At 72.5% G+C, this 17,991-nt stretch carries 12 protein-coding genes; 4 read left to right on the top strand and 8 right to left on the bottom strand.

Annotation, left to right across the window (positions count from 1 at the left end; genetic code table 11):
- Positions 1-27 precede the first annotated feature (27 nt).
- Entirely contained in the window at positions 28-534 is a 507-nt protein-coding gene (locus OG599_RS12635; protein ID WP_327176083.1) for a DUF6912 family protein, read from the top strand.
- 81 nt (positions 535-615) lie between these two features.
- Positions 616-1,287 (top strand): HAD family hydrolase, encoded by a 672-nt coding sequence (locus OG599_RS12630; protein WP_327176082.1) that lies wholly within the window; start codon positions 616-618, stop codon positions 1,285-1,287.
- Positions 1,288-1,334: 47 nt separating this feature from the next.
- Here the strand turns inward: OG599_RS12630 and OG599_RS12625 are convergent, their stop codons facing one another.
- A complete protein-coding gene (locus OG599_RS12625) occupies positions 1,335-1,901 on the bottom strand; it encodes a DJ-1/PfpI family protein (RefSeq protein WP_327176081.1) in 567 nt (188 codons plus the stop codon).
- 465 nt (positions 1,902-2,366) lie between these two features.
- Between OG599_RS12625 and OG599_RS12620 the strand changes: the two genes are divergently transcribed.
- Positions 2,367-7,373, top strand: coding sequence for an NAD-glutamate dehydrogenase (locus tag OG599_RS12620; RefSeq protein WP_327176080.1), 5,007 nt, complete (start codon positions 2,367-2,369; stop codon positions 7,371-7,373).
- Between the two features lie 81 nt (positions 7,374-7,454).
- Here OG599_RS12620 and OG599_RS12615 read toward each other — a convergent pair whose 3' ends face one another.
- Both OG599_RS12615 and OG599_RS12610 read right to left on the bottom strand, forming a co-directional pair.
- Positions 7,455-8,231: an ABC transporter ATP-binding protein gene (locus OG599_RS12615; RefSeq protein WP_327176079.1), complete on the bottom strand. Its 777-nt coding sequence runs from the start codon at positions 8,229-8,231 to the stop codon at positions 7,455-7,457.
- On the bottom strand, positions 8,224-9,171 hold the full coding sequence (locus tag OG599_RS12610) for an ABC transporter permease (RefSeq protein ID WP_327176078.1): 948 nt from the start codon (positions 9,169-9,171) through the stop codon (positions 8,224-8,226). The genes OG599_RS12615 and OG599_RS12610 overlap by 8 nt, the downstream gene beginning before the upstream one ends.
- Positions 9,172-9,389: 218 nt before the next feature.
- On the opposite strand from OG599_RS12610, the gene OG599_RS12605 reads away from it, so the two are divergent.
- The gene (locus OG599_RS12605; RefSeq protein ID WP_327176077.1) at positions 9,390-10,004 is read left to right on the top strand and encodes a TetR/AcrR family transcriptional regulator; all 615 of its coding nucleotides are present in this window, start codon (positions 9,390-9,392) and stop codon (positions 10,002-10,004) included.
- On the opposite strand, the gene OG599_RS12600 is transcribed toward OG599_RS12605, so the two are convergent.
- The 5 genes from OG599_RS12600 to OG599_RS12580 form a co-directional block, all read right to left on the bottom strand.
- Positions 9,985-10,332 (bottom strand): type II toxin-antitoxin system death-on-curing family toxin, encoded by a 348-nt coding sequence (locus OG599_RS12600; RefSeq protein WP_327176076.1) that lies wholly within the window; start codon positions 10,330-10,332, stop codon positions 9,985-9,987. The two genes, OG599_RS12605 and OG599_RS12600, sit on opposite strands and share 20 nt — an antisense overlap.
- 63 nt (positions 10,333-10,395) lie before the next feature.
- Positions 10,396-11,283, bottom strand: a complete 888-nt coding sequence (locus OG599_RS12595) for a carbohydrate ABC transporter permease (protein ID WP_327176075.1) — start codon at positions 11,281-11,283, stop codon at positions 10,396-10,398.
- Positions 11,280-12,668 carry a carbohydrate ABC transporter permease gene (locus OG599_RS12590; RefSeq protein ID WP_327176074.1) on the bottom strand — a complete coding sequence of 463 codons (1,389 nt, stop codon included), beginning with the start codon at positions 12,666-12,668 and terminating at the stop codon, positions 11,280-11,282. Before OG599_RS12590 ends, OG599_RS12595 begins: the two co-directional genes overlap by 4 nt.
- Before the next feature lie 4 nt (positions 12,669-12,672).
- Entirely contained in the window at positions 12,673-14,049 is a 1,377-nt protein-coding gene (locus OG599_RS12585) for an ABC transporter substrate-binding protein (protein ID WP_327176073.1), read from the bottom strand.
- A 244-nt stretch (positions 14,050-14,293) separates the two neighbouring features.
- Positions 14,294-17,731, bottom strand: a complete 3,438-nt coding sequence (locus OG599_RS12580) for an FHA domain-containing protein (protein ID WP_327176072.1) — start codon at positions 17,729-17,731, stop codon at positions 14,294-14,296.
- Between the last annotated feature and the right edge of the window lie 260 nt (positions 17,732-17,991).

The raw sequence follows: 17,991 nt of genomic DNA, 5'->3' as shown, positions 1-17,991 counted from the left end.
TCTGTCGACTACGAAAGTGGCCAAGCCATGCGCGTGTACGTCCCCCTGACCCTCTCCGGTCTCGCCGCGGCGCACGGAGCGGGCGAGCTGGGCCCCGGACCGCTGACCGCCTACGCCGTCACCCCCGGGCTGCGCGAATGGTACGTCTCCGACGACATCGAGGAGCTGGAGTACGCGGCGCTCAACCGGGCCGCCGCCGCCTCGCTCCGGCTGATCGCCGCCCTGCCCGACGAGCCGCGCCGCCGGGTCGTCGTCGCGTTCGACGTACCGGACGGCGACGCCCTCGGCGATCCCGGCCAGGGGCCGGACGCCGCCTCGGTCGGCGAGGTCCGGATCGCCTCGGCCGTGCCGCTCGCCAAGGCGGCGGCCGTGCACGTGGACGCCGACGACGCCGAGAAGGACGTGACGGCCGCCGCCGCGGCCCTGGGCGCCGCCGACCTCGGCGACGACGACGCGCAGTTCACCGTGGACGGCGCGGAGGACCACGAGCTGCTCTGGTTCGGCGTGCAGGAGATCCCGCAGCTGCTCGGCTGAGGGGCCGCGCACAGGGGCCCGGAAGGGCTGGTCAGGGGCGGCCCTCGCCGGTTGTCGGACCCGCCGAGTACGGTCTTTCCCATGGCGAAGCACGGCGAGAAGCGCACCCACCTGGTCTGGGACTGGAACGGCACACTGCTGGACGACATCCACGCGGTCCTCGGGGCGACCAACACGGCCTTCGCCGAGGTGGGGCTGGCGCCGATCACCCTGGAGCAGTACCGGGCGACGTACTGCGTCCCCGTGCCGCTCTTCTACGAGCGGCTGCTCGGCCGGATACCGGACGACGCCGAGTGGGAGCGGATGGACGTCCTCTTCCACGACGCCTACGCCGAGCTGCGCGCGGCCTGCCGCCTCACCGACGGCGCCGCCGAGCTGCTCGCGGGCTGGCGGCGGGACGGCCGCAGCCAGTCCCTGCTGAGCATGCACGGTCACGAGCAGCTGATACCCACCGTGCGGGGTTACGGCATCGAGCCGCACTTCGTACGGGTCGACGGGCGCACCGGGCCTTCCGGCGGCAGCAAGGCGCTCCACATGGAGCGGCACTTCGCCGCGCTCGGCACGGTCGCCCCCGAGCACGCGGTGGTCATCGGGGACGCGGTGGACGACGCCGTGGCCGCCGCGCACGTCGGGGCGCGGGCGGTGCTGTACACCGGGGGCTCGCACGACCGGGCCAGCCTGGAGGAGGCGGGGGTGCCGGTGGTGGACAGCCTCGCCGAAGCGGTGGCGCTGGCGGAGTCCATGAAGGTCTGAGACGTGCGCGAGCCCGGGGCGGACCCGCCCCGGGGTGAGCCAGGGCCTCAGGCCACCGGTGCCTTCGCGCGCAGCACCTTGAGGAACTCGCGCATCCACGCCGAGTGGTCGGGCCAGGCGCGCGAGGAGACCAGAGTGCCGTCGACCACCGCCTCCGTGTCCTGGAAGGCGGCGCCGGCCGTCCGCATGTCCGGCTCCAGCGCCGGATAGGCGGTCACCTCACGGCCGTCCAGGCTGCCCGTCGCGGCGGTGATCAGCGGGCCGTGGCAGATCTGCGCGACCGGCCGGGCGTCCTCGAAGAAGGCGACGACGATCCTCCGCAGGTCGGCGTTGTTGCGCAGGTACTCCGGCGCCCGGCCGCCGGGGATCACCAGGGCGGCGTAGTCGCCGGGCACGACGTCGGCGAACGCCAGGTCGGCGGGCCAGGTGTAGCCGGGCTTCTCGGTGTAGGTGTCGAAGCCGGGCTCGAAGTCGTGGACCACGAAGCGCAGGGTCTTGCGTTCGGGGGCGGCGATGTCCACCTCGTACCCCTCCTCGCGCAGCCGCTGGTACGGGTAGAGGACTTCCAGCGACTCGGCCGCGTCGCCGGTGACGAGCAGGATCTTCGGTGCCATGGCGGGCCCCCAGGGTGGGTGGGTCGGCCGGGTGCGGGCGTGCGGCCCGGCCTCGTACGGCGGGGACCAGCCTGCACCGGACGGCCGGGTTCGCCAAGAGGGCGCGCCTTCGCCGGGGGAGCGCGGCGAGCGGTGGCGAGCAGGACGAAGTGTCCAAAACGGGGGTCTTCGTTTGAGCACATACGGCTCATGACGGCCACCCGTCCGGGCGAGATAGCCTTGGGCCCGTGATCAGCGCGATACGCCGCGGGGGCATGGACGCCCCCGCCCCGGCCCCGGAGTGCACCCGCACCCGGGCGATCCGTGATCGCCATCACCCCGACCCACGGCTGAATATCGCCGATTTGGTCCCGGGTATCTCTCATCGCGGCATAGCGTCGACTACGACCGGATACCCCGCGTCGTGGCGTTGTGCCGCTTTTGTCACCTACGTCACGCAATGGCGCGCGACAGGAGCCAGAGGACATGCAGACCAAGCTGGACGAAGCCAAGGCCGAGCTGCTCGCACGGGCCGCCGAGGTAGCTGACAACAGCCCGGGCGGTGGTGCCGGCGGCCCTGGGGGTACCCCCAGGGTGCGCGTCGCCGCGGCCGGCACGGACGGGGACGAGCGGTCCGGCCGGGACATGCTCCTCTCCTACCTCCAGCGCTACTACTTGCACACCGCCCCGGAGGACCTGAACGGCCGGGACCCGGTGGACGTCTTCGGCGCCGCCTCCTCGCACTACCGGCTGGCCGAGAACCGTCCCCAGGGCACGGCCAACGTCCGGGTGCACACCCCGACCGTCGAGGAGAACGGCTGGACCTCCAGCCACTCCGTCGTCGAGGTCGTCACCGACGACATGCCGTTCCTCGTCGACTCCGTCACCAACGAGCTGTCCCGCCAGAACCGCAGCATCCACCTGGTCATCCACCCCCAGGTCCTGGTGCGCCGCGACGTCACCGGCAAGCTGCTGGAGGTCCTCACCGACGGCCCCGGCGCCCCCCGGGTCCCCCAGAGCAAGGGCCGCAAGGACTCCGGCACCGCCGGGGCGGCACTGCCGCACGACGTGCTCGTCGAGTCCTGGATCCACGTGGAGATCGACCGCGAGACGGACCGCGGGGACCTCAAGGAGATCACCGCCGACCTGCTGCGCGTCCTGTCCGACGTGCGGGAGACCGTCGAGGACTGGGACAAGATGCGCGCCGCCGCGCTGCGCATCGCGGACGGCCTCACGAGCGAGCCGACCGACGACCTCCCCGCCGAGGAGATCGAGGAGGCCGGTGAACTGCTGCGCTGGCTCGCCGCCGACCACTTCACCTTCCTCGGCTACCGCGAGTACGAGCTGAAGAACGGCGACTCGCTCGCCGCCGTGCCCGGCACCGGCCTCGGCATCCTGCGCTCCGACCCGAAGCACCACGAGGACGAGGCGCACCCCGTCAGCCCGTCCTTCGACCGGCTCCCCGCCGACGCACGGGCCAAGGCCCGCGAGCACAAGCTGCTCATCCTGACCAAGGCGAACAGCCGCTCCACGGTCCACCGCCCGAGCTACCTCGACTACGTCGGCGTGAAGAAGTTCGACGCCGACGGCAACGTCGTCGGCGAGCGCCGCTTCCTCGGCCTGTTCTCCTCCGCCGCCTACACCGAGTCGGTGCGCCGGGTCCCGGTCGTCCGCCGCAAGGTCGCCGAGGTGCTGGAGGGCGCCGGCTTCTCGGACAACAGCCACGACGGCCGCGACCTGCTCCAGATCCTGGAGACCTACCCGCGCGACGACATGTTCCAGACGCCGACCGATCAGCTCCGCTCGATCGTCACCTCGGTGCTCTACCTCCAGGAACGCCGCCGGCTCCGCCTCTACCTGCGCCAGGACGAGTACGGCCGCTACTACTCCGCCCTCGTCTACCTGCCGCGCGACCGCTACACCACCGGCGTCAGGCTGCGGCTGATCGACATCCTCAAGGAGGAACTCGGCGGTACCAGCGTCGACTTCACCGCCTGGAACACCGAGTCGATCCTGTCCCGGCTGCACTTCGTCGTCCGGGTCGCCCCCGGCACCGAACTGCCGCACCTCACGGACGCCGACACCGAGCACATCGAGGCCCGCCTCGTCGAGGCCGCCCGCTCCTGGGCGGACGGCTTCCAGGAGGCCCTGAACGCCGAATGCGGCGAGGAGCGCGCCGCCGAACTGCTGCGCCGCTACGCCCGCTCCTTCCCCGAGGGCTACAAGGCCGACCACTCGCCGCGCGCCGCCGTGGCCGACCTGGTCCACCTCGAACGGTTCAAGGCGGGCGAGAAGGACTTCGCGCTCAGCCTCTACGAGCCGGTCGGCGCGCTGCCCGGCGAGCGCCGCTTCAAGATCTACCGGACCGGCGAGCCCGTCTCGCTCTCCGCCGTCCTCCCGGTGCTGCAGCGCCTGGGCGTGGAGGTCGTCGACGAGCGCCCGTACGAACTGCGCTGCGCGGACCGGACCACCGGCTGGATCTACGACTTCGGGCTGCGGATGCCCGCGGGCAACGGCGACCACCTCGCCGACGACGCCCGCGAGCGCTTCCAGAACGCCTTCGCCGCCGTCTGGACGGGGGCGGCCGAGAACGACGGCTTCAACTCCCTCGTGCTCCGTGCCGGACTCGACTGGCGGCAGGCGATGGTGCTCCGCGCCTACGCGAAGTACCTGCGCCAGGCGGGCTCCACCTTCAGCCAGGACTACATGGAGGACACCCTCCGCGACAACGTCCACACCACCCGGCTGCTGGTCTCCCTCTTCGAGGCCCGGATGTCGCCCGCCCGCCAGAACGCCGGCCGGGAACTCACCGACGGACTGCTCGAAGAGCTCGACGGCGCGCTCGACCAGGTGGCCTCGCTCGACGAGGACCGCATCCTGCGCTCCTTCCTCACCGTCATCAAGGCGACCCTGCGGACCAACTTCTTCCAGCGCGCCGACGACGGCGAGCCGCACGCCTACGTCTCGATGAAGTTCGACCCGCAGGCCATCCCCGACCTGCCCGCCCCGCGCCCCGCCTTCGAGATCTGGGTGTACTCGCCCCGCGTAGAAGGCGTCCACCTGCGCTTCGGCAAGGTCGCCCGCGGGGGGCTGCGCTGGTCGGACCGGCGCGAGGACTTCCGTACCGAGGTCCTCGGCCTGGTCAAGGCGCAGATGGTGAAGAACACCGTGATCGTGCCGGTGGGCGCCAAGGGCGGCTTCGTAGCCAAGCAGCTCCCGGACCCGGCGCTCGACCGCGACGCCTGGCTCGCCGAGGGCATCGCCGCCTACCGCGTCTTCGTCTCGGCGCTGCTCGACATCACCGACAACCTGGTGGCCGGCGAGACCGTGCCCCCCGTCGGCGTGGTCCGCCACGACGAGGACGACACCTACCTCGTCGTCGCCGCCGACAAGGGCACCGCGAGCTTCTCCGACATCGCCAACGAGGTCGCCGTCGCGTACAACTTCTGGCTCGGCGACGCCTTCGCCTCCGGCGGCTCCGCCGGGTACGACCACAAGGGCATGGGCATCACCGCCCGCGGCGCCTGGGAGTCCGTCAAGCGGCACTTCCGCGCGCTGGGCCACGACACGCAGACCGAGGACTTCACCGTCGTCGGCGTCGGCGACATGTCCGGCGACGTGTTCGGCAACGGCATGCTGCTCTCCGAGCACATCCGGCTGGTCGCCGCCTTCGACCACCGGCACATCTTCCTCGACCCGACCCCGGACGCCGCCGTCTCCTACGCCGAGCGGCGCCGGATCTTCGAACTGCCCCGCAGCTCCTGGGCCGACTACGACACCAAGCTGCTCTCGGCGGGCGGTGGCGTCCACCCGCGCACCGCGAAGTCGATCCCGGTCAACGCGCACGTCCGCGAGGCCCTCGGGATCGAGGCGGGCGTCACCAAGCTGACCCCCGCCGACCTGATGAAGGCCATCCTGCGGGCCCCGGTCGACCTGCTGTGGAACGGCGGCATCGGCACCTACATCAAGTCCTCCGCCGAGACCGACGCCGACGTCGGCGACAAGGCCAACGACGCGATCCGGGTCAACGGCCAGGACCTGCGGGCCAAGGTCGTCGGCGAGGGCGGCAACCTCGGCGCCACCCAGCTCGGCCGCATCGAGTTCGCCCGGGCGGGCGGCGAGATCAACACCGACGCGATCGACAACAGCGCCGGTGTGGACACCTCCGACCACGAGGTGAACATCAAGATCCTGCTCAACGGGCTGGTCCGGGACGGCGACATGACCGTCAAGCAGCGCAACAAGCTGCTCGCCGAGATGACCGACGAGGTCGGCGCGCTCGTGCTGCGCAACAACTACGCGCAGAACGTCGCGCTCACCAACGCCTCCGCCCAGGCCACCGACCTGCTCCACGCCCACCAGCGCTCGATGCGCCAACTGGAGTCCGCGGGCGAGCTGGACCGCGCGCTGGAGTTCCTCCCCGCCGACCGGCAGATCCGCGAACTCCTCTCCGCCGGCAAGGGCCTGAGCCAGCCGGAACTCGCCGTGCTGCTCGCCTACACCAAGATCACCGCCGCCGACGAGCTGATCAGCACCAGCCTCCCCGACGACCCGCACCTCCAGCGCCTCGCGCACGCCTACTTCCCGAAGCAGCTGCGCGAACGCTTCCCCGAGGCGATCGACGGCCACGCGCTGCGCCGCGAGATCATCACCACCGTGCTGGTCAACGACACCGTGAACACCGGCGGTTCGACCTTCCTGCACCGGTTCCGCGAGGAGACCGGGGCCTCGGTGGAGGAGATCGTGCGGGCGCAGGCAGCGGCCCGCGAGATCTTCGGCCTGAACCAGGTCTGGGACGCCGTGGAGGCACTCGACAACCAGGTCGGCGCCGCGGTGCAGACCCGCATCCGGCTGCACTCCCGCCGTCTGGTGGAGCGCGGCACCCGCTGGCTGCTCGGCAACCGCCCGCAGCCGGTGGACATCGAGGCCACCGTCGCCTTCTTCGAGGAGCGGGTCGCCGAGGTCTGGGCCGCGATGCCCAAGCTGCTGCGGGGCACCGACCAGGAGTGGTACCAGCAGATCCTGGACGAGCTGACGTCGGCGGACGTGCCGGAGGAGCTGGCGCAGCGTGTCGCCGGGTTCTCCTCGGCGTTCCCGGCGCTCGACATCGTGGCCATCGCGGACCGTACGGGCAAGGACCCGCTCGCCGTCGCCGAGGTCTACTACGACCTCGCGGACCGGCTGCGGATCACCGCGCTGATGGACCGGATCATCGAGCTGCCGCGCGCCGACCGCTGGCAGTCCATGGCCCGCGCCTCCATCCGCGAGGACCTGTACGCGGCCCACGCGGCGCTCACCGCCGACGTGCTGGCCGTGGGGGCCGAGGGTGCGGCACCGGAGGACCGGTTCAAGGCGTGGGAGGAGAAGAACGCGGCGATCCTCTCCCGGTCGCGTTCCACCCTGGAGGAGATCCAGAGCTCCGACGCCTTCGACCTGGCGAACCTGTCGGTCGCGATGCGGACCATGCGGACGCTGCTGCGGACGCACGCCTGACGCGGTGACGCGGTGACATGAGAGAGGGGGGCTCCGGGCCGTGAAGCCCGGAGCCCCCCGCTCCGCGGGTCCGCGTGGGGACTACTTCTTCGTGAACCGCTCGTACGCGGCGACGACGTCCTCCGCCGGGCCGTCCATCCGCAGGACGCCCGCTTCCAGCCAGATCGCCCGGTCGCAGGTCTCCAGGATCGACCTGTTGCTGTGGCTGACCAGGAAGACCGTGCCGGCCTCCTTGCGGAGCTCCTTGATCCGGTCCTTGCTCCGGTTCTGGAACTTGGCGTCGCCGGTGGAGAGCGCCTCGTCGATCAGGAGCACGTCGTGGCTCTTGGCCGCCGCGATGGAGAACCGCAGCCGGGCGCCCATGCCGGAGGAGTACGTCCGCATCGGCAGCGTGATGAAGTCGCCCTTCTCGTTGATGCCGGAGAAGGAGACGATGTCGTCGTACCGCTCGCGGATCTCCTGGCGGGACATGCCCATCGCGAGGCCGCCCAGCACGACGTTCCGCTCGCCGGTCAGGTCGCTCATCAGCGCCGCGTTCACACCGAGCAGCGAGGGCTGGCCCTGCGTGTGGACCTTGCCCTTCGTCGCCGGGAGCAGCCCGGCGATCGCCTTGAGCAGGGTGGACTTGCCGGAGCCGTTCGAGCCGATGAGGCCGATCGCCTCGCCCTTGTACGCGGCGAAGCTGACGCCCTTCACGGCGTGCACCTCGCGCACGCCCGGGCTCTCGCGCCGGGTGACGATCCGGCTGAGCGCGGAGGTCGCGCTGCCCCGGCCGCCCTTGGTGCCGTTGACCTTGTAGGTGATGTGCACGTCGTCGACGACGACGGTGGGCTCCCGCTCCTCGGTCGTGTCAGCCACGTCCGTACCTCTCTTCGGCCTTCCAGAAGAACACGAAGCCGCCGAGGCCGCAGACCAGTGCCCACGCCGCGGCCACCGCCCACACGTGCGGGGGCAGCTGGTCGGCGGTGAAGCTCTCGATCAGGGCGAACCGCATCAGGTCGATGTAGACGGCCGCCGGGTTGCAGTCGAGCGCGACGATGACCCAGTGCGGGACGCGGTCCGTGGTGAGGAGGGAGTCCAGGCTCCACATCACGCCGGACGCGTACATCCAGGTGCGCAGCAGGAACGGCATCAGCTGGGCGATGTCCGGGGTCTTCGCGGTGAGCCGCGCCACGAACATCGAGACGCCGGTGTTGAAGAGCGCCTGGAGGAAGAGCGCGGGGATCGCGAGCACCCAGCTGGGGCTGGGGAACTCCCCGAAGACGAAAAGGATCACGACGAGCGCGCCGAGCGAGAACAGCAGCTGCTGGAGCTGCTGGAGGGCGAGCGCGACCGGCAGCGAGGCGCGCGGGAAGTGCAGGGCGCGCACCAGCCCGATGTTGCCGCTGATCGCACGGGTGCCCGCGGTGATCGAGCTGGAGGTGAACGTCCAGATGAAGACACCCGTGACGAGGAACGGCACGAAGTCGGGGACCCCGTGCTTGGTGCCCATCAGGATGCCGAAGATGAAGTAGTACACCGCCGCGTTGAGCAGCGGCGTCATGATCTGCCAGATCTGGCCGAGCTTCGCCTGGCTGTACTGAGCGGTCAGCTTGGCGGTGGCGAACGCCACGATGAAGTGCCTGCGCCCCCAGAGCTGGGCGACGTACGACGCGAGGGAGGGGCGGGCGCCGCTGACGGTGAGGCCGTGGCGGGCGGCGAGCGCCGCCAGCTCGCCCGGGGCGTAGACCGGGGCGAGTGCGGCGGGATCGGTTTCGGCCGGCCCTGGGGTCGGCGGAGCTGCTGTCTGGCTCACCACGATCGCTTTCGACGGAGGCTGGGAACAGGCGGTTGAAGGCTGGGGAAACAGGCGTCGGAGGCTGGAACGGAACAGTCTTCGACGCGGGGGAACGAACGTTGAACTGCGGGACAACCGCGAGCGAACGACGGGACGGGACCGTTTCGTCGCCACGCTGAGCGTAAATCGTATGGGCGTCGGGACGCAACCGTTTCGTCGTTACGGATATCCTTGAGAGCATGAGCACCGAACCCGGACCCCGGCGCCGCACCCCGGCGGGCGCCGCCGTGCTGCGCGAGGACGTGACCGACGCGATCCGCGGGGCCGTCTTCGAGGAACTGGCCTCGGTGGGCTTCGCCCGGATGTCGATGGAGGGCATCGCGCGCCGTGCGGGCGTCGGCAAGACCGCCGTCTACCGGCGCTGGAAGTCCAAACTGCACCTGGTACTCGACCTGGTGGCCGCCGTCGCCGAACAGGGCATGCCGACCCCCGACACCGGCTCGCTGTACGGGGACGTACGGGCGGTCCTCGGCCTCGCCTCGTACGCGCTCCGCCACCCCGTCGCCTCGCAGGTGATCCCGGACCTGCTCGTCGAGGCGGCCAGGAACCCGGAGATCGCCGACACGATCAAGGCGGCCCTCCTCGACCCCCAGCAGGGCGTCGCCGCCGTCGTCGTCCGGGCGGCGGTGGCCCGGGGCGAACTCCCGGAGGGCAGCGACCCCGACCGTGCGCTGGACCTGATCGTGGGGCCGCTGTACTGGCGGCTCGTGGTGGTCCGCGGCGGCCTGCCCAAGGGGTACCTCGACGACCTCGCCGCCTCCACGGTCGCCGCGCTCAAGCACCCGGAGGCGTAGCGACCTCCTCGACGAACGGGCCGGCGATGGACACGTGCGGCGGGGTCGTACCGGCGCCGGCGCCGTTGAGCCGGAGGAAGACACGCATGGCCGGCCATGCGGTGCGCTCGTCGCCATCGATCAGCGCGTGGTTGCGGGCCACGGAGTGCAGCAGCGCCGCCGCCTTTTCGCGCAACGTGGGATACGGCTCGGCCCCGGACACGTCGGTCCGGGGCCGCTCGATCGCCGAGACCAGAGGTGCCGGATCGCGGACGCCGTGCGCGGTGCCGTCGACCGCGCGGGCGATGGCGAGGATCTCGTCCAGCTGGACGAAACGCACGGCGGTCACTTCAGGTGGTCCAGGATCTCGGCGTCACTCTCGGCCGGACGTTTCCCGCCGCTGGAGAGCCGCTCACTTCACCGCCCCCGCCATCACCCCCGAGACGAACTGCCGCTGGAAGGCGAAGAACACCGCCAGCGGGATCACCATCGAGACGAACGCCCCCGGTGCCAGTACGTCGATGTTGTTGCCGAACTGGCGTACCTGCTGCTGGAGCGCCACGGTGATCGGCGGGGAGTCCGAGTCGGCGAAGATCAGCGCGACCAGCATGTCGTTCCAGACCCAGAGGAACTGGAAGATGCCGAGCGAGGCGATGGCGGGTCCGCCGAGCGGCATCACGACCCGGGTGAAGAGCCGGATCTCGCCCGCCCCGTCGAGCCGGGCGGCCTCCAGGAGCTCGCGGGGGATCTCCGCGAAGAAGTTCCGCAGCAGGAAGATCGCGAACGGCAGGCCGAAGGCCGTGTGGAAGAGGACCACGCCGAGGGTGGTCTCGAAGATCCCGAGGGTGCCGAAGAGCTTGGAGACCGGGATCAGGGCGACCTGTACCGGCACCACCAGCAGCCCCACGACCAGCAGGAACCACCAGTCGCGGCCGGGGAAGTCCATCCAGGCGAAGGCGTAGCCGGCGAACGAGCCGATCACCACCACCAGGACCGTGGACGGCACGGTGATCATTACGGTGGAGAGCAACGAGCCGGTGATCGCCGAGTCGGAGAGCAGGTGCTGGTAGTTGTCGAGGGTCAGCTGGGAGGGGGTGGTGAAGACCTGCCACCAGCCGCTCGCCGCGATGTCCTTGCCGTCCCGCAGCGAGGAGAGCAGCAGCCCGATCGTCGGCATCAGCCAGAACAGGGCGACCAGGACGAGGACGACCCGCATCACCCCGCCGCCCGCCCGTGCGGCGATCCGCGCCGCGAGCGAGGGCCGGGCTGCCCCGGCCGAGGTGGTGGACGCGGCTGTCATCGGCGCCCCTCCTTCCGTATCCGCCGGATGTTGAAGGCCATCACCGGGATCACCAGCAGCAGCAGGAGGACGGCGATCGCGCTGCCGACGCCCAGGTCCGCGTCCGTACCGAAGGAGGAGCGGTACAGCTGGAGGGCGAGGACGTTGGCGTCGTCCTGGGAGGAGCCCGGCGCGATGATGAAGATCAGGTCGAAGACCTTCAGTACGTTGATCATGAGCGTGACCAGCACCACCGCGAGGACCGGTGCCAGCATCGGCACGGTGATCCGGCGGAAGACCTGCCACTCGTTCGCCCCGTCGACCCGCGCCGCCTCCAGGAGCTCGCGGGGGAGACCGGCGAGGCCCGCCGCGATCAGCACCATCGCGAAGCCCGCCCACATCCAGACGTAACTGCCGATGATCCCGGGGGTGACGAGGCTCGGGCCGAGCCAGGAGACCCCGTTGTACGGTTCGCGGAAGTTGTCGGCGGGCAGCCGGAGCACCGCGCCGTCGGCGGCGGCGGGCAGCGAGAAGGACCCGTCGGCGCCGGCCGTGGCGGTGGCGACGACCTTGCCGTCCTTCACCGCCTCCACCTCGATGCCCTTGAGGCCCAGTTCCTTCGCGTCGACCGTGTTGGGCTTCCCGCCGCCGCCCTTGGTGAAGTCCAGCCAGGCGGTGCCGGTGATCCGGTCGCCGTCCGGCGCCGGGGTACGCGCCGGTTCCGCGTCGTGCGGCATCTTCTCCGGTACGACCCCGACCAGCGGCAGCAGCACCGGGACGCCCGCCCGTACCGTCGCCTTCGTGACGAACGACCCGCCGCCGCCCGCCTTCAACGGGTGCACCGGCAGCGGATGGGCCTTCGGGAACCCGGCGGACTGCGCGAAGGTGTCGTGCACGCCCACCCAGACCGCGTTGGCGACCCCGCGCTCCGGGGCCTCGTCGTAGACCAGCCGGAAGATGATCCCGGCGGCCAGCATGGAGATCGCCATCGGCATGAAGACGACCAGCTTGAACGCCGTGCCCCAGCGGATGCGTTCGGTCAGCACCGCGAAGATCAGGCCGAGCGCGGTGGAGACGGTGGGCGCGAGGACCACCCAGATCAGGTTGTTCTTGACCGCCGTACGGATCGAGTCGTCCGTGAAGAGCTTCTGGTAGTTGTCGAACCCGGCGAAGCCGGTGCCCGCCTGGTCGAGGAACGAACGGTAGACGGAGTAGGCGATCGGATAGACCACCAGCGCGCCGAGCAGCACCAGCGCGGGCAGCAGGAACGCCACCGCGACGGTTCTGCGGGTGCCGGTGACACCTCGGCCGGACCGCCGGGAGGGGCGGCCGGTACGGGTACGGACGGGGGGACCCGGGTGAGCGGGGGGCACCGCACCGGCGCCCCCCGTCGTCGCTGTCGTCACCGCGTCAGCTCGTGTACGCCTCGGCGGCGGCGGACTCCAGCGCCCGCTGGGCCCCCGCGATGTCCTTCGGACTCTTCAGGAAGTCCTGGAGGATCTTCCACTCGCCCTTGCCGGGCGTGCCGCCGAAGGACTGCGGCGCCTGGTCCGACATGTCGAACCGGACGTCGTCGCCGGCCGCGATCAGCGCCTGCGCCATGGTGCGCTGCACGTCGTTCGGGTACACGGCCGGGTCCAGGGACTTGTTCGGCGAGAGGAACCCGCCCGCCCCGGCCGAGATCTTCGCCGCGTCCGTGGACGCCAGGAAGGTCAGCAGCGCCTGGGCGCCCTTCGAGTCCTTCAACGCCACCGCCGCGTCCCCGCCGGTCACCACCGGGGAGTCGGCGCCGACCGCCGGGAACGGGAACACCTTGGCGTCCGTACCGATCTTCGCGTCGGTCTCCGCGATGTTGACGGACACGAAGTCGCCCTCGAAGACCATCGCGGCCTTCGGCTGGTCCCCGCCGGTGAAGGTCTGCGTCACCGACGCCGGGAACTCGGTCTGGAGCGCCCCGGACGCGCCGCCCGCGATCAGTTCCGGCTTGCCGAAGAGCTGGCCGAGGGTGGTGAGCGCGTCCTTCACGGACGGGTCCGTCCACTTGATCGCGTGCTTCGCCAGCTGGTCGTACTTCTCCGGGCCCGCCTGGGAGAGGTAGATGTTCTCGAACCAGTCGGTGAGGGTCCAGCCGTCCGCCCCACCGACCGACACCGGGGTGATCCCGGAGGCCGACACCGTCTCCGCGGTGGTCAGGAAGTCCTTCCAGGTCTTCGGCTCGGCCGCGCCCGCGTTCTCGAAGGCCTTGGCGTTGTACCAGACCAGCGACTTGTTGGCGGCCTTGTAGTAGACGCCGTACTGGGTGCCGTCCACGGCACCGAGGTCCTGCCAGACCTGCGCGTAGTTCTGGCCGAGCTGGGCCCGCGCCTCGTTGCCGACGGGCTTGGCCCACTTCTTCGCCACGGCCTGCTGGATCGCGCCCACCTGCGGGATCATCGCCACGTCCGGCGGCTGGCCGCCCGCGATCTTCGTACCGAGGAAGTTGACGATCGGGTCCTGCGCGGGGACGAAGCTGACCTTCGCTCCCGTCCGCTTCTCGAACTCGTCCAGAACCTTGATGAAGTTCTGCTGCTCCGCGCCCGTCCACACGGCCGCCACGGAGATCTGCTCACCGTCCAGGCGAGGTAACGCGACGGTCGACGTGGGCGATTCGCTCGCGCCCGCCGTGGCACCCCCGGTGTCCTTGCCGTCCTTGCCGTCGTCCGAACCGCCCGAGCAGCCGGTCAGCGCCAGCGCGCCTATCGCGGCGAACACCGTTGCCGCCCGGCCCACTTGTCGGGTTCTGTGCATCACTGCCCCGTTTCCCGGCGACGTGCGTCCGCACGCCACTGTGCGAGTACCGCGTCCTCCGTGGGCACAGTCCTACGCCGGGGCGCGAAGGACCCGCAATACCGCCATGGGGGCCGGGCGGACGATCGTGACCCGCTCGTGACGTCGATTCAGGAGGAAACGCGCACCCGGCGGACAGAGGTCAGGAGGACAGCTCCGTCCGCCGGAAGGCACCGGAGAACAACGGGAATCGCCTCGCCGGGAGTCACGAGGAGACGGGCGGCAGCGGAGGCAGCCGCTCGGCGTTCACCGAGCGCGCCGCGCGCTCCAGCGCACTGGCGAGGAGCGCCAGGTCGGTCGGCCCGTTGCCTAGCTCGCGGACGGGACGGCGGGTCGGCGGATCGCCCATCCGCTCCCACTCCAGCGGCACCACCGTCGGACGCAGGGTCGCCGTGCGCGGGATGCGCCCCGTCACCCGGCCGCCCTGGAACGGAGTGACCCGCCCGTCCGGATGCCCCAGCCGGCCGCGCCCCGGCGCCGGTTCGTCCGGCGAGGGCGGCAGCACCGGCGGGTCCAGCACGATCCGCAGCCGGGCACCCCGCGCCAGCTCGGTGTCCTCGGTGCGGTCCGGGCGCCCCGAGGACGCCACCAGGTGCACCCCGAGCCGCCCGCCGTCCCGGGCCACCGCCTCCAGCGCCCGCACCACCGACCCGGCGGCCGGCCGCCCCGGGCTGCCGAGCGCCGGGGCGACCAGCGCGTCGAAGTCGTCGGCGAGCACCACGAGCCGGGGCAGCGGCGACGGCCCCGGGTCCACCGCCCGCGCGGCCGCCCGCAGCCGCAGCGTGCCCGTGGTGGACAAAGCGGAGTCCGGGTCCCCACGCTGCTCCGAGGAGCTCGGCGGGCGCTGGCCGACGAGCCGCTGCGCGACCTCGTGCCGGGTGTGCCACTCGGCGAAGTCCAGTCCGCCGAGCAGTTCCGCACGGCGCTTCAGCTCACCGCCGAGCGCCCGCGCGAACTCCCGCATCCGGACCGGATCGGAGGCCGACAGGTACGAGAAGACGTGCGGCAGCTCGGTGCAGGGGCGCAAGCCCTCGCCGGGCTCGCCGTTCTCCCCGCCCGCCCCGGCCCCGTCCACCAGCAGGATGCCGAGCCGGTCGGGACGGGCGGCAGAGGCGAGCGAGGCGGCGATCGCCCGCAGCAGTTCGGTACGCCCGCTGCCCGCCGGGCCCTCGACGAGCAGGTGCGGCCCCTCGTCGGCGAGATCCACGCTCACCGGCCCCCGGGGCCCCGCCCCCAGCACCACCACCGGCCGCCCGGCCAGCCCGCCGGCACCTTCGCCGCCCGCGGCCGGCGCGGCGGCCGCCGACGCCGGATACGGGGTGCGCTCGGAGCCGGTACGCGACCCGGGGGCGGGGTACGGCGTGTCGCCCGTACCCCGCGCCGTGGCGCCGGGGTAGGGGGTGCGGCCGGAGTCGGTACGGGAATCCCCGGCACCCGGGTACGGCGTGCGGCCGGAGTCGGTGCGGGGGTCCGGGGCACCCGGGTACGGCGTGCGCCCGGAGTCGGTGCGGGAGGGGTACGGGGTGCGGCCCGAGTCGGGGGAACCGGTGCGCTGGCCGCCGACCAGAGGGGCGGTGCGCAGGGAGCCGGTGCTGAGGGTGCGGCCGGGGCTCGGGGTGTCCTGGGGGTCGCGGAGCCGCCCCGACGACGGGGTGGGGGTCGGCCGGGCCGAGGCGCCGGGCTGGCGCTCGGCGGTCGACGCCCAGCGGGCCATCAGCGACGCCGGGGTGGCCCGGGCCAGACCCAGCTCGTCGAGGAGCCGGGAGGTGGGCGGCAGCGCGGCGGTCCTCGCGAGGTCCGCCGCCGCGCCCGGGCCCTCGTCCCGCAGCGGGGCCAGCGCCCGCCCGAAGCGCTCGGCCCAGGCCGGCGACACCGCGTCCACGGTCGCCACCGTGCCGTGCCCCGCGACCTGGCCGCCCGCCGTGCGCAGCAGCCGGAGCGCCGTCGCGACGTCCCCGCTCAGCAGGGCGACCGCCCCGCACTCGCGGAAGGCGAGGGAGGCGTGGCAGGCGGCCTCGTAGGTCGCTGTGACCGGGGAGGTCGGCGAGGCAGGCGGAGTCTCCGCCAGGCAGATCAGGTGGATCCCGGCCGCCGAACCGGCGCCCGCCAGCCGCGCGGTGGTCTCCCGCAGCGCGGCCGTCCCGGGGTCGCCGTCGACGACCACCACGGTGTACGGGCCGGTCCACGCCCCGGCGGCCTCGGCCACCGTGTCGCGCCCGGCGTGCGGCCAGCCGGGGCCGAGCGGGCCCTCGTCCAGTCTGCGGACCAGCTCGTCCGTACGGGCCGTCGCCTGCTCGCGGTCGTACGCGAGGAGCAGCCGGCAGTCCTGGCCGCGCATCGGCCGCAGATGCGGCAGCCACCCCAGCCAGGACCAGGCGCCTCGCCGCTCGTCCGCCGTGCGGTTGCGGTCCGTGCTGATGAGCACGATCTCCAGGTCGGTGGGGGAGTGCAGGGCCGCGAGCTGGGCGACCACCGAGCGGGCCAGCCCGGTGAGGCGGTCCCACGGCCCGGCGAGCCCGAGCGAACCGGCCTCGCGCAGCCCGACCGTCACCGGCACCGAGGGCAGCTCCGCCCGGTCGGTCGTGCCGAGCCGGACGGCCAGCGCCTCCGGGTGGGCGGGGTCGCGCTCCCAGAGCCGGGGCCCCGGGCCGAGCGCGGTCAGCAGCACCGCCGCCGGATCCGGCCAGGTGCCGGCCGGGGCGGAGGGGGCGAGGAACCCCGCGTGCCCCGGGGCGGACCGGGGGGCGGGGTCGGCCGCGGCGTCCGCGGCCTCGTGGTCGGCGCGGCCGCCGGCCAGCCTGCGGGCCCAGGCCCCTATGCCGCCGCGCCGGGGCTGCTCCGCGCCGGGCCGGGGAGACATGTCAGGCCGGGGGGACGGTCCGGGGGTCTCCTGGCGGTAGGGCGAGTCGTGGCCGGAGGGCCGGGTCTCCTCGGCGTACGCACCGTGCCCGTGGGCCGGGTCCGGGCCGTCGTTCCCGGGCGCGCCGGGCTCCGGGCGGGCCACCCGCAGATGGCCCTCGCCGTCGGGGGCGGTGGCCAGCGCCGGGGGGCGGGGGCCGGTGGCGAGGCGGAGGGTGGACTCGCCGAGCCGCAGCAGGGCGCCCGCCGACAGCGGGACCGGCCGGGTGCCGATCTCGGCACCGTCCAGTGAGGTGCCGTTGGTGGAGCCGAGGTCGGCCACGGTGACCCGGCCGTCGCCGGAGACGGTGACCGCGCAGTGCAGCCGGGAGACGTCGGGATCGTCGAGAGGTACGTCCGCGTCGGCGGAGCGGCCGATGCGGATCTGCCCGCCGTGCAGCAGGTGGACACCGCCCGCGTCGGGGCCGGCGACCACGTGCAGCCGGGCCGGGACGGAGTCGTCGGTGGACGGTTCGTCCTCGCCGGGGGAGTGCAGGGAGAGCACCGCGCCGTCGACCAGCGGCGGCTCGCCGAGGGAGAGGCGCTGGGAGTCCAGCCGCTCCCGCCCGGCGAAGAGGATCACCGCGCCGCCGCCGAGCGACCCCTCGGGGCCCTGGACCGCCGAGGCGAGGGCCGAGGCGACGGCGGCGAGCGCGGTGCCCGCCGGGGCCGTGAGCAGGACGTCGCACGCGCGCGTCGGTGCGTGGCCGGTGCGCGGCGCGAGGACGGTCAGCCGGATCTGCATCGCCGTCAGCGGTCCCTTCTGCGGGTTGCCCGGCAGGGGACCTCCCTGTGATGCCCCCCACCCGGCGCGGACGCGTCGTCCGGTACGGGTCGTCACGTACCGCAGGGCTCCCGCTCCCGCAGTTCCGTGCTGGAGGCATCCTCGCACCTGCCACCGGCAACACGCCCACGGGTCATGCATAAGTGATCTTGATTGGTCGGGTGTGGGCGCAAAAGCGCCTGCTTGGGCCGGGTTCGGACACTCCGCTTACCGAAGAGAGG

It is taken from the genome of Streptomyces sp. NBC_01335, from assembly GCF_035953295.1.
GTDB lineage: Bacteria > Actinomycetota > Actinomycetes > Streptomycetales > Streptomycetaceae > Streptomyces.
The sequence above is the reverse complement of the archived record's forward strand: the minus strand, read 5'-3'. Positions and strand labels throughout refer to the sequence as shown.